Raw genomic sequence first — 14,281 nt, 5'->3', positions numbered from 1 at the left:
ATGGCCAGACAGGACCACCCGTTGGGGCCCCGAAGCGGTCGCGATATGACGCCACGCCATGAACCCGTTCCGTCTCCCTTTGCGCCTGGGCGTCGTGTCCTGTCTGTTGCTGTGCTCCCTTCCAGCGGAAGCCCAGTCCACCCAGACGAGGCCCCGCGCCCGCGACCTGGGCATCACCTTCGGCGGCGAATCCGGCCCGAACAACGCCATCACCGACGTGTCCGGCGTGGAGGTGGGCCACACGACGCTGATTTCGGGTGACACCCGCGGCCCACGCGGCAAGGGCGCGGTGCGCACCGGTGTCACCGCCGTGCTGCCTCGCGGCAAGAACGGCGTGTCCGAGGACGTCTTCGCCGCCATCTACGCCCTCAACGGCAATGGCGAGATGACGGGCTCCCACTGGCTCACCGAGTCCGGCCAGCTCGCCGGTCCCGTCATGCTCACCAACACCAATGACGTGGGCACCGTGCGCGACTCCGTCATCTCCTGGGCGATGAAGCGAGGGCTGGAGTGGGAGCTGGGGCTGCCCGTCGTCGCGGAGACGTGGGATGGCCTGCTGAATGACATCTACGGCTTCCACGTGAAGGCCACGCACGCCCACCGCGCGCTCGACAGCGCCAGGAGCGGTCCCGTCGCGGAGGGCTCGGTGGGCGGCGGCACGGGGATGGTGTGCCACAGCTTCAAGGCCGGCATCGGCACCGCGTCGCGCAAGCTGCCCGAGTCCGAGGGCGGCTACACCGTGGGCGTGCTGTTGCAGTGCAACTACGGCGCGCGCCACCTCTTCACCGTGGAGGGCGTTCCGGTGGGCGAGGAAATCAACGACCTGCGCCCCTGCTACACCGGGCCCAAGAAGCCAAGCCCCGGCATGTTCAAGGACGTGCCGCCCTGCTCGGCGTCACGCGGCGACACCCAGCCTCGAACGCCCGAAGGTGCCGGCTCCATCATCGTGGTGGTGGCGACAGACGCACCGCTGCTGCCGCATCAACTGGAGCGGCTGGCGAAGCGCGTGCCGCTGGGCATCGGGAAGATGGGAGGCCTCGGGGCCAACTCCTCCGGCGACATCTTCGTGGCCTTCTCCACGCAGCGCCTGAAGCCGCCCGCGGGCACGGCCGTGGCCAGCGTGTCGGCGCTCGACAACGAGCGGATGACGCCGCTCTTCGAGGCCACCATCCAGGCCACGCAGGAGGCCATCCTCAACTCGATGCTGGCCTCCGACACGATGACGGGCGCGGAGGGCAGCCGCGTCTTCGGCCTGCCCCAGGAACGGCTCATCCAGGTGATGAAGAAGTACGGCCGGCTGGCCCCTCCCGCGCAGTGACGCCGCGCGCGCCTCAGTCCGCGCGCTGAGGCGTGGGCGCGGCGGCCCCACGCTGCCGCGCCTGGACCCACGCCTGCACCCGCGCCTCGAGGATGTCCAGCGGCAGGGAGCCGTCGAGCAGCACGACGTCGTGGAACTCGCGCACGTCGAAGCCCGGGCCCTGGGCCTGCTCCGCGCGTGTGCGCATCTCGCGAATCTTGAGCTGCCCCACCTTGTACGCCAGCGCCTGCCCCGGCCAGGCGATGTAGCGGTCAATCTCGTTGGTGGTGTCCAGCTCCTGGCGCGGCGAGTTCTCCATGAAGAAGTCGAGCGCCTGCTGCCGCGTCCACTTCTTCACGTGCATGCCGGTGTCGACGACGAGCCGCACCGCGCGCCACATGTCGTAGGCCAGCTGGCCGAACTTGTCGTACGGACTGGTGTACAGGCCCAGTTCGTCGCCCAGCGTCTCGCAGTAGAGCGCCCAGCCTTCGCCATAGGCCACGTAGTAGCCGTAGCGGCGGAACTCGGGCAGGCCGGGCTGCTCGGCGGCCAGGGCCGTCTGCAGATGGTGACCGGGCACGGCTTCGTGCAGCGTGAGCGGCACCATCTCCCACAGGGGGCGCGTCTCTGGCCGGTACAGGTTCACCAGGTACGTGCCCGGCCGCGAGCCATCAGACGCCCCTGGGTAATAGAAGCCGGTGGTCGCGTCCGGAGCCATGGCCTCCGGCGTCGGCTCCACGCCATAGGGCTGCCGGGGCAGCGTCTTGAACAGCCGCACCAGCGACGGGTCGATGCGCTTGGACAAGGCCCGGTAGCGCATCAGCAGCTCGTCCCCGTCCCGGGCATAGAAGCGCGCATCCGTCCGCAGGAAGCGGAAGAACTCCGCCAGCGTGCCCTTGAAGCCCGCCTGGGCCTTCACCGCCTCCATCTCCGCGCGCAGGCGCTGGACCTCGGCCAGGCCGAGCGCGTGAATCTCCTCCGCGCCCAGGCCGGTGGTGGTGAACTTGCGCGCGAGGAAGGCATACAGCTCCGCGCCGTCGGGCATCTGCCAGATGCCCACCGCCTCCGTGCCCTTCGGGACGTACTCCTCGGTGAGGAACTGGTGGAAGCGCTTCAGCGCGGGGAGCACGCCCTGCGAAATCGCCGCGCGGCCCGCCGCGGACAGGCGTTGCTGCTCCGCGGAGGCAATGCCCTTGGGGAAGCGGCGGAACGGCGCGAAGAAGCCGCTGTCCACCGGGTCTGCCACGAGCTGCTTCGCCACCTGCGGCGGAATCCGCTGGAGGACGACCTGGGGGTGGATGCGCTTCTCACGCAGTCCCTCGCGCAGCAGCGCCAGCACCTGGTCCACGTAGGTGCAGAAGCCCTGGAGCCGGGCCACCCAGTCCTCGTAGTCCTTCACCGTCTCGAAGCGCAGGTTGTCCGCGAGCTGGTAGGCCGTCTGCACACCCGGCGGCTGCTTGATGCCCTCCGGGATGCCGCCCATGTGGTTCACCGGCATCAGGTACGTCTTGAAGCGGTGCTCCTCCACCCACGTCTCGTAGTCGCGGCGGAACAGGTCGTAGTTGAGCTGGTCCGCGGCGGAGAGCGCCTTGCGGTCCACCTTCTTCAGCTTCGCGAGCACCTGGAGGTTGTGCTGGTGGTCCGCCTCGATGGCCTCGAGGCTCAGGTCATCCCAGCGGCCGTTCCAGCGCCGGTCGCCCTGCGCCGACGCGTACGTCGGGCTGTGCTCCAACTGGTACTGCCACTCCTGCTGGATGAGCGCGTGCAGCGTGGCGGCGGCCTGGTGCCGGGCGTCGGCGGATTCGGGAAGCATCGTCAGGAACCCCACTGCGAAAAGAAGGACTGCGCCCGTCATGAGAAGAGTTCGAGCAGGTCTTCCCGGGTGATGGCCGTCGCGGCGGCGGCTTCGCTCAGGGCCGCCTCGAAGATGGCCCGCTTCTTCTCCTGGAGCCCCAGGATGCGCTCCTCCACGGTGCCCTGGGACACGAGCCGGTACACCATCACCGTGCGCTCCTGGCCAATGCGGTGGGCGCGGTCCGCGGCCTGCGCCTCCGCCGCCGGGTTCCACCACGGGTCCACCAGGAAGACGTGGTCCGCCGCCGTGAGGTTGAGGCCCGTGCCGCCCGCCTTGAGGGACATGAGCAGCACCGGCTCGCCCTCCTGGGACTGGAAGCGCTCGGTGACTTCGCCGCGGTTGGCCGTGGTGCCGTCCAGTCTGCCGAAGCCGATGCCCGCCGCCTTCAGGCGCGGCTCGATGAGGTCCAGCAGCGACGTCCACTGCGAGAAGACGAGCGCCTTGTGGCCTTCCGAGACGGCCGTCTCCAGCGCGTCCACCAGCGTCTCCACCTTGGATGACGTGCTGGCCCGCTGGCCCGGAACGAGCGCGGGGTGACACGCGGCCTGACGCAGCCGCAGCAGGGCCTCCAGCGCCTTGAGCACGCTGCCGCCCTCGTTCAGCAGCGCCACCACTTCCTTGCGCGTGGCCGCCATCACCGCGTCGTAGACGGAGCGCTCACGCTCATCCATCTGCACGTGCATGACGGACTCGATGCGCGGCGGCAGCTCGGGCGCGACGTCCCGCTTCAGACGCCGGAGCACGAAGGGGCGGATGCGGCGCCGCAGCCCCTCGGCCGCGTCCTGCCGGCCCTCGGAGATGGGCCGCGAAATCTTGTCCTCGAAGTGCTTGCGCCCCCCGAGCAGGCCCGGGTTGGTGAAGTGCATGAGGCTCCACAGCTCCTCCAGCCGGTTCTCCAGCGGCGTGCCGCTGAGCGCGAGCCGGAAGTTCGCCTTGAGCCCGAAGGCCGCGCGCGCCACCTGGCTGTCCGGATTCTTGATGGCCTGCGCCTCGTCCAGCACCAGCGAGTCCCACGTCTTCGCGCCGAGCACCGCCGCGTCCAGGCGCATGATGGCGTAGGTGGTGAGCGTCACGTCGGCGGACGGCTCCAGCGCGCGGCCGGGCCCGTGGTACACGCACACCTTGAGCGACGGGCGGAAGCGCTTCAGCTCCGCGGCCCAGTTGGGCAGCACGCTGGTGGGGCACACCACGAGCGACCCGGGCCCCAGGGCGCAAATCGTCTGGAGCGTCTTCCCCAGACCCATGTCGTCCGCCAGGATGCCGCCCAGCCCCGCGCCGCGCAGGAAGCCCAGCCAACTGACGCCCTGGAGCTGGTACTGGCGCAGCGTGGCGTTGAGCTCCGCCGGCAGCTCGGGCGGGGGCAGCTTCTCGAAGCCGGAGATGAGCGGCGCCAGCCGGTCCAGGCCCGGCGGAGGCGGCTGCTCCAGCGTCTCGCACAGCGCGGTGAGCTCCGGCAGCGCGTGGTTGGAGACCTTCCCATCCTCCTGCCGCGCGTTGAGCAGGTCCGCCACGCGCTGACCGTGCTTGTCCAGCCAGGCCCGGGGCAGCGGCGCCCAGCCACCACCGTCCAGAGGCACCAGCCCCAGCCCCTCCGTCCACGCCCGGATGACGGCGGCGGCGTCCACGTCCTTGACCTCGCCCTTGGCCCCCTCCACCTGGAAGGAGAGCTGGAAGCGCACGTCGGGGACGCCCTGCCCCGTGACGCTGGACTCCAGGTGGAGCGACGGGCGCAGCTTGACGTCGGGGCTCACCAGCCCCGCCGCGTCACCGGCGAGGTCGCCGCGCCAACGCCGCAGCTTGTCCGCCCAGCGCACCATCTCCGAGCCCTGCACCGTCAGCCGGCGGCCGGGCACCAGGTTCAGCTCGTCGCGCAGTTGGTGGATGAGGCGCTGCTCGGCGGCCTCGTCGCGCAGCGGCACCGCGCCGCGCAGGTACACCATGCGCCCGTTGTCGATGCGCACCACCGGCGGCGCGCCGTAGACGAGCGTGGGCAGCACGGACAGGCCGGCGTCGAGCTGGTTCAGCTCCAGCAGGATGCGCGGCTTCAGCTCGCGGTCCAGGCGCGGCAGCCGCTTGCTGCGGACCTCCACCGGCAGGCGGCGGCCCAGCTCGGGCATGATTTTGGAGGTCAGGTCACCCAGGTGGTCCGCCGAGTACGTGCGGACGATGGGCAGGTTCTGCAGCCAGGGGCCGGACATGGCCGTCTCGCCCAGGCGGACCAGCGTATCGCTCGCGAGCGCCACCCCGGGACTGACCACCTCCTGGACGCGCGGGTCCTTGCTCACCGTCACCACAATCTGGCCGCTGCGGTCCTCCACCACCGCGCGTGGCAGCACCTGCTCGTCGGACACCGCCACCGGGCGCCCGTCGAGCAGCACGTTGCGCGCCGACTCCAGCACCTTGAGCACCGCCTCCAGCGTCTCCGGCGTCAGGGTGCCCCGTGTGCGCCGCTGCTCCAGGATGCGGTCGGCCAGCAGGTCCGCGTTCTCCACCTGGAGCTTCGCGGCCTCCGCGGGCCGGGCCATCAACGACGTCAGGCTGCCCTCCAGCCGCGTCTCCGTGCCGTCCACCTGGACGATGGAGCGGCGCAGCTCCAGGCCGCCGTCCACGCGGGTGAAGTGGTAGACGACGCGGGCCCAGCGGGTGGCCGCCGTCTCCATGGGCGTGTCCTGCTTCTCCGCCTGCTGGATGGAGATGGCCGCCGCCACCACGTGCTCGCAGGGGTCCACCTGACTGGGACAGTCGCACTCCCAGGCGTCGTCGTTCGGGTACAGGACGACCGTGAGGGCGACCGGGCGCCCCTTGGCGCGGACCCTCAGCTCCAGCTCGCCCCCTTTCTGGGACTGGAGCACCACGACTCCGGAGCGGGCGAGGTTCACGCCGTTGGACCAGATTCCCGGCTTGGCTTCCTTCCGGACGGTTTCGAGCAGTTGGGCGGTGGCGGACATGGGGCGTTGCTTCCCTACGCCCCGAGAATGCATCGCGCAACGGCCATGAGCGCGCACCGTCGCGTGGCAGGCGGCCTCCCCCTGCCCCAGCTCAGGCGAAATCCCCCGCCTGGACGCGGCGGACGATGGGGTCCGCGCTCCGGAAGCTGTGGGCCAGTACGTGGAGCCCTGCTTGGGAAAACTTCAACGCTAGCGGCCCACCGCCCGCGCCACTGCCGATGATGAGCGCGTCGTACAAATCACTCCCACCGTCCCGCGTGGATTGCATGCCAGCCGAACACGGGCGCCCAGCATTGACAGGCAAAGATGAAATGACTTACCTGTATCACAGTCATCTCCCTGCTACTCCAACGAAGCCAGCTCACCGGGTTTTGCCCAGGAAACGAGAGGACCGCGTGGAAATCACGCAGAGGCAGGACGAGGCGATGCCGGGAGCCAACACTCCGTCCCGGTTCGCACGCTGGGCACGGGCCACCACACTCACCGAGCGGGCCGAATTCACTCTCCAATCCAATACGACGCAACAAGACACATCCGCTGCGGCGCGCAAGCGATTGGATGCATGGCGTCAGCAGGAGCCCTTCGGACAGGCGGACTGGTGGCAGCGCAGGCTGCAATCGTCGGGACTGACCGAGGCGGAGCTGCTCACGCTGCTGGAAGTACCCACCGAGGCGCCTTGGACCCCGCCTGCTGAAGTCCCCGGCTGGGTGCAGGTGCTGGAGCACACCTACGCGGAGCCCTCGCACGCGCCCGTCCCCTGGCCCGAGCGCACGGAGGGCCCGGACCGCTCGGCCTTCCTGCCGCTGGTGGAGCCGCTGGTGTCGCGCGCCGTGACGCAGCTCACCGCCGCGCTGAAGCCCATGAAGCACGCCGCGCCAGGGCTCGACCTGGAGCCGAGCGTCGTCGTCTCCACGATGCTGGGCCACCTGCCCCAGGTGCTGGCACCAGTCCTGGGCCGTGCCATGGTGGTGGAGCTCCATGCCGCCCAGTTGGAGGGCCTGCTCGCGGGAGACACCCCGGAGGCGCGCTTCCAGGACTTCACGAGGCGGCTGCGCCAGCCGCAGGTCGCCCTGGACATCCTGGAGCGCTACCCGGTGCTGGCCCGCTGCGTCGTGCTGCGCATCGCGGAGTGGGAGTCCAACTGCCTGGGGCTGATGAAGCGGTTGACGCGGGACGCGCCCCTGCTCTGGCAGCGGTTCAACGCGGGCCAGTCCCCCGGCGCGCTGGTGGAGGCACGCGGCGGCTTCTCCGACCCGCACCGGGGCGGCCAGGGCGTCTTCATCCTCCGCTTCGAGTCCGGGCTGCGGATTGTCTACAAGCCGCGCTCACTGGGAGCAGAGGCCGGGCTCCAGCAGCTCCTCACGTGGCTCAACGCGCGCGGCGCCACGCCCACGATGAAGGGCGCGGAGGCGCTGGACCGAGGCGAGTACGGGTGGATGGAGTACGTGGACCCCGCGCCGTGCGCGTCAGCGGAGGAGGTCCGGCGCTTCTACGAACGCCAGGGCGCCTACGTCGCGCTGATGCACGCGCTGGACGGCACGGACCTGCACTTCGAGAACCTCATCGCCGCCGGTGAGCACCCGGTGCTGGTGGACGCGGAGACGCTCTTCCACCCGCTGTCGGGCACGCGCTCGCTTCGAGACTCCGAGCACGCGGTGGAGGCGCCGCCAGTGTCGGTGCTCCGCAGCGGGCTGCTGCCGCAGCAGTTCTGGGGCACGCGAAAGAAGGCCGGTGTGGACCTGAGCGGACTGAGCGCTCGGGCAGGTCAGCTCACGCCGCAGGCCTACTTGATGACGACGGAGCGAGGAACGGACCGGATGCGCTTCGAGCGGCGGCCGGTGGAGCTGCCCGGGTCCAACAACCTGCCGCGCCTGGAGGGCGAAACCGCGTCCGTGCAGGACTACCGCGACGCGCTAGCCGACGGCTTCACCCGCATGTACGGCCTGCTGCTGGAGCACCGCGAGGCGCTGCTCGCCGAGGACGGGCCGCTGGCCGCCTTCGCGCACGTGCCCATGCGCGTCCTCTTCCGCAACACGGCGGTGTACGGCGCGCTCCTCTTCGAGAGCTACCACCCGCACGCGCTGACGGATGGGCTCGAGCGCCAACGCTTCTTCGACCACCTGTGGCGCGTCGTGGTGCCTGCCCCGGACTTCGCGGCGCTCGTGCCTTTGGAGACGGAGCAGTTGGAGCGGGGAGACCTGCCGTACTTCACCGCTCGCGCCGACTCGAAGGACCTGGAGGCGGGCTCGGGCCAGCGCCTGCCGGACTTCTTCCAGGAGACGGGCATGGCGCGCGTGCGCCGCCGGCTGGAGGGCCTGTCGCCAGAGGACCAGACGCGGCAGCGCTGGGTGCTGGAGCGCTCGCTGGATGTCCTGCTGCTGAGCTCGCAGACGGTGGCGCGTCCGTCGTATCCCTTCCGGGAGCACCCTCAGCCCGGCCTCCGCGAAGCGTTGCTCGCGGAAGCACGACGCGCGGGTGAACGGCTCCTGCCATTGGCCTTCGAGCGCCGCGACGAAGCCCATTGGCTTGGCCTGGATGCGGGAGACGGCGGCTGGCGGCTCGGTTCTCCGGGGCCGGACGTGTTCCAGGGGCGCGCCGGCATCGCGCTCGCGCTGGGCTACCTGGGGGACGTCACGCAAGACGCGCGCTTCACGCGGCTGGCGCGGGCCACGCTGCGCACCCAGGCGCGCCTCCTGGCGGAGGAGCCCGCCAGCGTGGTGGGGCTGGGCATCCTCAATGGCTGGGGCGGTATCCTCTACGCGCTGACGCACCTGGGCGTGCTGTGGAAGGACGATGCGCTCCTGGACGAGGCCGCGGGTTACGTACGGCGGCTGCGGCCTCTGGTGGAGAAGGACACGGTGCTGGACGTGGGCGCGGGCGCCGCGGGCTGCCTCCTGGCGCTGCTGGTGCTCGGTGAGCACCGCCCGTCAGACACGTTGTGGGCCACGGTGGACGCCTGCGGCCGGCGGCTGCTGGAGACGTCCACGCCCCAGGCCCGAGGCGCGGCCTGGCTCTGCGAAGCCGCCGGAAACCGTTACCTCGCGGGCATGGCGCACGGAGCCGCCGGCATCAGCCTGGCGCTGCTTCGGCTGTTCGCGCGGACGGGCGATACGCGCCTGCGTGACGCCGCGGTGGCGGGCATGGAGTACGAGCGCGGGCTCTACACACCCGAGGAGCGCAACTGGCCCGACCTGCGCGCGGGCGCGAAGGAACTGGCGGCGGCGGCGGAGGGGACGGAACACTTCCTCTGGGCATGGTGCACCGGCGCCCCCGGCATTGGCCTGGCGCGACTGTCTGGGCTGCCCTTCGTGGACGACGCAGGGGTGCGCGAGGAGATTGCCATCGCGCTGGACTCCACCCTGGCGAGGGGGTTCGGCCGCAACCACGGTCTGTGCCACGGAGACCTGGGCAACGCGGACTTCCTGTTGGAAGCAGCGGCCACGCTCGGGGACTCGAAGCTCCAGGAGCGCACGAACGCGGTGGCGGGCGGCATCCTGCGCGGAATCTCCGAACACGGCTACCTCTTCGGCCTGCAAGGCAGCACGGAGACGCCGGGCATGATGGTGGGCCTGGCGGGCATCGCCTACGGACTGGCGCGGCTGGCCATGCCGGAGCGGTTGCCCTCGCTGCTGACGGTCGCGCCTCCACGAATCGTCCGAGGTGAAGGGCTGGGCACCCCGGATGGCTGTCCCTCCAGCCGCAACCAGGAGCTGTCATGAGCAAGAAGGAACACATCCTCCGTGCATGGCGTGACCCCGAGTACTTCAACAGCCTGTCGTCGGAGGAGCGCGCGGCCCTGCCCGCCAACCCCGCCGCCGAGCTGGAGTTGGGGGACGACCTCCTGGAGGTCATCACCGGCGGCGACTTCTGCCTGCCCGGCCAGTCCAGCGCCCAGTGCACGCCGTGTCCGCCGCGGCACTGTCTCTGATTCGTCCCCCCTTTCCTGTCCAGGAGCAGTCATGAGCAAGAAGGAACACATCCTCCGTGCGTGGCGTGACCCCGAGTACTTCAACAGCCTGTCGTCTGAGGAGCGCGCATCCCTGCCCGCCAACCCCGCCGCCGAGCTGGAATTGAGCGACGAGGTCCTGGAGAGCATCTCGGGTGCGGACAGCTGCGAGCAGTTCGGCAGCTACTACTGCACGCCGTGCCCGCCCTACGTGTGCATGTAGCGAAAGCACAGCGGGGGACTGGTTCAGTCCAGGGCCAGTCCCCCACCCCATGCGCTAACGTCCCCCCGCGATGCAACCACCCACCGACGGCCGCCCCTCCATCTTCCGCAAGGAAGCCCTGGCGCACTACCAGCGCGTCGTGCAGGACGAAGGTGACCTGCTGCGCATCGGTGGACAGTGGACGCGGTGGACGTTCGCGCTCCTGTTCGTCTTCGGCCTCGCGCTGGCGATGGGTGTCCTGGCGTGGCCGGCGCTCATTGCCCCGGAAGGAAACGTGCCGCCATGACGGCCGCGGCGCCGCAGCAGCCCCAGCGCCGGTGGAGGCTCGGCCTGCGCAAGCGCGTGCCTGAAGTGCGGCAGATGACGATGACGGACTGTGGCGCCGCCTGTCTGGCCATGGTGCTGGCCTACCACGGCCGCCACATGGGCCTGGACGCGGTGCGCGAGGTGACAGGCCCCGGACGTGACGGCGCCAGCGCGAAGGCGCTGAAGGCCGCGGCCCAGAAGCTGGGCCTGCGCGTGCGCGCCATCTCCGTGGACCTGGACCGGCTGCCCTTCCTTCCTCCGGCCACCATCCTCCACTGGCGCTTCACGCACTACGTCGTCTTCGAGCGCCTGGGCCGCGGCTGGGTCGAGGTGGTGGACCCCGACCAGGGCCGCCGCCGCGTCTCCATGGAGCAGTTCAGCCAGTGCTTCACCGGCGTGGCCCTGCTGATGGAGCCGTCCGAGAACTTCCAGCCGGGCCACACGCGGCGCGGGCCCTACCGCTACCTGGTGCCCCTGGTGAAGCGGCAGGCCGGCACGCTGGTGAAGGTGCTCGCGCTGTCCGCCGTGCTCCAGGTGCTGACGCTGGCGGTGCCGCTGCTCACCGGCATGGTGGTGGACCGCGTCGTGCCTCGGCAGGACTACTCGCTGATGGGGGTGCTGTCCGCGGCGCTCGCGGGCGTGTTGCTCTTCGAGCTGCTCACGTCGGTGGTGCGAGGCCAGCTCCTGGTGGAGCTGCGCACGCGGCTGGACTCGCAGATGACGCAGGGACTGCTGGACCACCTGGTGAGCCTGGCCTACCCGTTCTTCCAGCTCCGGCCCGCGGGCGACCTGCTGACGCGGCTGGGCTCGCAGCAGGCCATCCGCGAGCTGCTCTCCACCGGCCTGCTGTCCAGCGCGCTCGACGGTGCGCTGGTGCTCCTCTACCTGGGCCTGCTGCTGGTGGCGGATGCGTCGCTGGGGCTGTTGGTGGTGGGGCTGGGCCTGTTGCAGGTGCTGGTGTTCGCGCTGCCCCGGGCCAGACAACGCAGCCACCTGTCGCGCAGCCTGGACATGGGCGTGCGCAGCCAGAGCTACCTGATGGCCATGCTGTCCGGCATGCAGACGCTCAAGGCCTTTGGCGTGGAGGACCGCATGGTGGGCAGCTACGCCAACCTCTACGTGGACCTGCTCAACGTGGAGCTGGAGCGAGGCCGCCTCTCCGCGTGGCTGGACGCGCTGACGGGCACGCTGCGCCGCGTGTCCCCCCTGGTGTTGCTGTGCGTGGGCGCGTGGCGCGTGCTGGACGGCGCGATGTCCCTGGGACAGATGCTGAGCATCAACGCGCTGGCCACCGCGCTGCTGGTGCCCCTGTCCAACCTGCTGGGCACCGGCGGGCAGCTTCAGTTCCTGAGCACCTACCTGGAGCGCATCAACGACGTGCTCGACACGCCCCCCGAACGAGACGCGGCGCACCGGGGCCGCGCGCCCACGCTGCGCGGCGCCGTCACCCTGGAGGACGTGCGCTTCCGCTACAACCCCCACTCCGCCTGGGTGGTGCAAGGCGTGACGGTCAGCGTGGAGCCGGGGCAGATGGTGGCGCTCGTCGGCCGCTCGGGCGCGGGCAAGAGCACCCTGGCGCACCTGCTGCTGGGGCTCTACCTGCCCACCTCCGGACACGTCCGGTACGACGGCGCGGAGCTGGGCGAGCTGGACCTGCGCGCGGTGCGCAGCCAACTGGGCGTGGTGTTGCAGGATGCCTCGTTCTTCAACGCATCGCTGCGGGAGAACATCACCCTGAGCGACCCGGACCTGGACATGGACCGTGTCGTGGAGGCCGCGAAGCTGGCCCACATCCACGACGACATCATGGCCATGCCCATGCAGTACGACACACCGCTGACAGACCGGGGCCTCTCCATGTCCGGTGGCCAGCGGCAGAGACTGGCCCTGGCGCGCGCCCTGGTGCGCAGGCCCGCCATCCTCCTGCTCGATGAAGCCACCAGCGCCCTGGACGCCACCACCGAGGCGCACGTGCAGCAGGCGCTGGCGTCCCTGAAGTGCACGCGCGTCGTCATCGCCCACCGGCTCAGCACGGTGCGCAACGCCGACACCATCCTCGTCATGGAGGCCGGCCAGGTGGTGGAGGTCGGCCGGCACCAGGAGCTGCTGGAGCGCCAGGGCACCTACGCGTCGCTGGTGAATGCACAACGGGAGGAGCGCACCCAGGCGACGGGCTGAGCCGCCTGTGAGGGATTCAGGTACGCCGGAAGGAAGTCACGCCCGACGAGCTGCTCCGGGTGGCGACGGAGGCCATCCACCGCGTCAACCCGGCGCTGAACGCCGTCATCGACACGCGGACGCCAGCCGGCCCGCGTAGCCACCGTGAAACGCGCGGTGGGCCCTCGAAGCGCGAAGGCCCACCGCGAAACAGCCGGCTCAGTCGTAGCGGCTGGTGAGCTTCAGCGTCCACGAGCGCAGCGTGCCGCTGCCCACGCCGGACGGGTTGGCGACGTGCAGCTTCCACTGGCCGTTGATGCTGCCGTCGCGCGGAATGCCCCGCGTCACGACGATGCGCGAAGGCGGCGTGCCCTCGTTCGGGCCGTCCCACAGCAGGGCCGTCTCACCACCCGGGTCCTCCAGCGTCAGCACCAGCCGGTGCGGCGCGGTGTGGACGATGTCCAGCTCCACGTTGATGTCCATGGGCACCGTGGCCAGCCCCACCACGACGAGCGGCGCCGTCAACAGCGGGCTCGTCGACTGGAGCCGCAGGTCCGAGTACTCGGTGAAGGAGGCGCCCATCCACGCCGGGGCGCAGTAGCCCTCCACCCAGCCGGACGCCAGACCGATGCAGATGAGCTCCGCCGACGGGCACGCCACGAAGCGGGAGCACACGTCCCCGTTGCCCGCGACGGGCGAGCTGTCCACGCAGCGGCCATAGGGGCTGGAGCCGTCACCGGGCCGGCCCTCACAGACGAGCCCGGGCTGACAGATGCCAGGGCCCGTGCACGGGTCACCTTCGGCCGCCTGCTGCGTGTGGACCTTGAGCTGCCCCATCGTGACGGCGTCCACGTTCGCCAGCCGCGACAGCTGCACCATGTGGAGGATGGGACGCGCCGCGACCAGGCTCTGCACCGCCGCCGCGGGGATGCCGACGACAGTCTCCAGGTTCGACGCGCTCTCCGTGTTCGCGGCGAGGATGGCGCGGCGGGCCTCCGCCACGTTGAATGCCACGCCGTGGAAGATCCCCACGTGTCCGTCGACCGGCATCTCCACGCGGCCCGTGCCCTTGGCGTACGCCTCCAGCGCCGCGAGCGCCGCGGGGCCCACGTACGGCACCGCGTCCACCTGCTCGATGCTCACGAAGCGGCGGTCATCGCCCGTGTGGAGCACGCCATCCGGCCCCTCGCGGAAGTCAATCAGCGCCTGCGCCGCCGGGGCGTCCAGCGGCACCTCCAGGTCCAGCACGGTGTAGGAGATGGAGTAATCGTTGAGGAAGGACAGCACCCCCTCAGCGGCGGGCGTACCGGTGGCCAGCGCCTGGGCCTGCGTTCCGAGCACGACGGCCTCGTGCGCGGTGTCCGTGGACGTCGGGGCTCCACAGCTGATCAGCGCCGGGAGAACCGTGGATAGCGAAATAAACAAGGGAAGTTTGAGTTTCATGCGCACCATGTAGCGCAAGACTTGCCCGGCGCACAGGACGTCACCCATGCGTGACGCAATCCAACCGAAGCCGTGGGGAATACGCCCACCTCCGTGGCAGTCTTGC

Annotated in this window: 10 protein-coding genes; 6 read left to right on the top strand and 4 right to left on the bottom strand. The window is 70.5% G+C overall.

The features are described from left to right. Positions 1-58: 58 nt before the first annotated feature. Positions 59-1,318: a P1 family peptidase gene (locus tag FMP39_RS19460; RefSeq protein WP_141591827.1), complete on the top strand. Its 1,260-nt coding sequence runs from the start codon at positions 59-61 to the stop codon at positions 1,316-1,318. A gap of 13 nt (positions 1,319-1,331) precedes the next feature. Here the strand turns inward: FMP39_RS19460 and FMP39_RS19455 are convergent, their stop codons facing one another. From FMP39_RS19455 to FMP39_RS19445, 3 genes are all read right to left on the bottom strand, one after another. Then, a complete protein-coding gene (locus FMP39_RS19455; RefSeq protein WP_141591826.1) occupies positions 1,332-3,152 on the bottom strand; it encodes a DUF885 family protein in 1,821 nt (606 codons plus the stop codon). Beyond that, positions 3,149-6,100, bottom strand: coding sequence for an SNF2-related protein (locus tag FMP39_RS19450; RefSeq protein ID WP_141591825.1), 2,952 nt, complete (start codon positions 6,098-6,100; stop codon positions 3,149-3,151). Before FMP39_RS19450 ends, FMP39_RS19455 begins: the two co-directional genes overlap by 4 nt. 91 nt (positions 6,101-6,191) lie before the next feature. Further along, positions 6,192-6,368, bottom strand: a complete 177-nt coding sequence (locus FMP39_RS19445; protein ID WP_153904238.1) for a hypothetical protein — start codon at positions 6,366-6,368, stop codon at positions 6,192-6,194. A gap of 127 nt (positions 6,369-6,495) precedes the next feature. Between FMP39_RS19445 and FMP39_RS19440 the strand changes: the two genes are divergently transcribed. From FMP39_RS19440 to FMP39_RS19420, 5 genes are all read left to right on the top strand, one after another. Beyond that, the gene (locus FMP39_RS19440) at positions 6,496-9,819 is read left to right on the top strand and encodes a type 2 lanthipeptide synthetase LanM family protein (protein WP_141591824.1); all 3,324 of its coding nucleotides are present in this window, start codon (positions 6,496-6,498) and stop codon (positions 9,817-9,819) included. Further along, entirely contained in the window at positions 9,816-10,028 is a 213-nt protein-coding gene (locus FMP39_RS19435; RefSeq protein WP_141591823.1) for a mersacidin/lichenicidin family type 2 lantibiotic, read from the top strand. The genes FMP39_RS19440 and FMP39_RS19435 overlap by 4 nt, the downstream gene beginning before the upstream one ends. Before the next feature lie 31 nt (positions 10,029-10,059). Beyond that, a complete protein-coding gene (locus FMP39_RS19430) occupies positions 10,060-10,269 on the top strand; it encodes a mersacidin/lichenicidin family type 2 lantibiotic (RefSeq protein WP_141254677.1) in 210 nt (69 codons plus the stop codon). A 70-nt stretch (positions 10,270-10,339) separates the two neighbouring features. Further along, positions 10,340-10,555, top strand: coding sequence for a hypothetical protein (locus tag FMP39_RS19425; protein WP_011552915.1), 216 nt, complete (start codon positions 10,340-10,342; stop codon positions 10,553-10,555). After that, positions 10,552-12,753, top strand: a complete 2,202-nt coding sequence (locus FMP39_RS19420; RefSeq protein WP_141591822.1) for a peptidase domain-containing ABC transporter — start codon at positions 10,552-10,554, stop codon at positions 12,751-12,753. Before FMP39_RS19425 ends, FMP39_RS19420 begins: the two co-directional genes overlap by 4 nt. Positions 12,754-12,951: 198 nt before the next feature. On the opposite strand, the gene FMP39_RS19415 is transcribed toward FMP39_RS19420, so the two are convergent. Continuing rightward, positions 12,952-14,073 (bottom strand): proprotein convertase P-domain-containing protein, encoded by a 1,122-nt coding sequence (locus FMP39_RS19415; protein WP_228558130.1) that lies wholly within the window; start codon positions 14,071-14,073, stop codon positions 12,952-12,954. Positions 14,074-14,281 lie beyond the last annotated feature (208 nt).

Origin of the sequence: Myxococcus sp. AB056, from assembly GCF_006547365.1 — a bacterium.
In the GTDB taxonomy this organism is placed as follows: Bacteria; Myxococcota; Myxococcia; order Myxococcales; family Myxococcaceae; genus Myxococcus; species Myxococcus virescens.
The sequence above is the reverse complement of the archived record's forward strand: the minus strand, read 5'-3'. Positions and strand labels throughout refer to the sequence as shown.